The organism is Solihabitans fulvus, assembly GCF_008386585.1.
Classification (GTDB): Bacteria; Actinomycetota; Actinomycetes; order Mycobacteriales; family Pseudonocardiaceae; genus Solihabitans; species Solihabitans fulvus.
On sequence record NZ_VUOB01000416.1, the window covers coordinates 1 to 429 of the forward strand.

At 41.0% G+C, this 429-nt stretch carries 1 protein-coding gene; it reads right to left on the bottom strand.

What is annotated here, in order from left to right; translation table 11 throughout:
• Positions 1 to 64: 64 nt before the first annotated feature.
• Positions 65 to 429: hypothetical protein (locus F0L68_RS46200; protein ID WP_223199680.1), on the bottom strand; the 365-nt coding region annotated here is incomplete at its 5' end.

Here is a 429-nt window from a genome sequence, read left to right on the forward strand (position 1 = left end):
TCCCCTTTTGTGAAATAATATTTTTGACTTAAATTTTTTATTCGTGAATAATCGCTGGATTTATTTAATCGCCATCTTTGTATTCCATGACCTTTTCTTCGACGGCTTTTCCGTCATTTGTCAACTCGCTAACTCCGCCGCTGCTCACTGTCTTGCCGTTGACCGTGGATGAGGAACTGTAACTCGACTTAGACTCTCCGGTATATTGCTCGTTATCTCCCGCGACGTGAGTTTTAATATCATCAAATTCAAGAGACTTTATCTCTGGTATCTCTGGCATCTTGAACGTATCTGAGAATCCCGGGAACAAATCGTCATCGTCCTCCCATACAAAGCCAGCGCTCGCGATTGTAATTAATGTAATCACAAAAAGAAACTTCGTAAACGCCATTATCAGACTAGTGGAAGGAAAGTACTCTTGAAACAAAC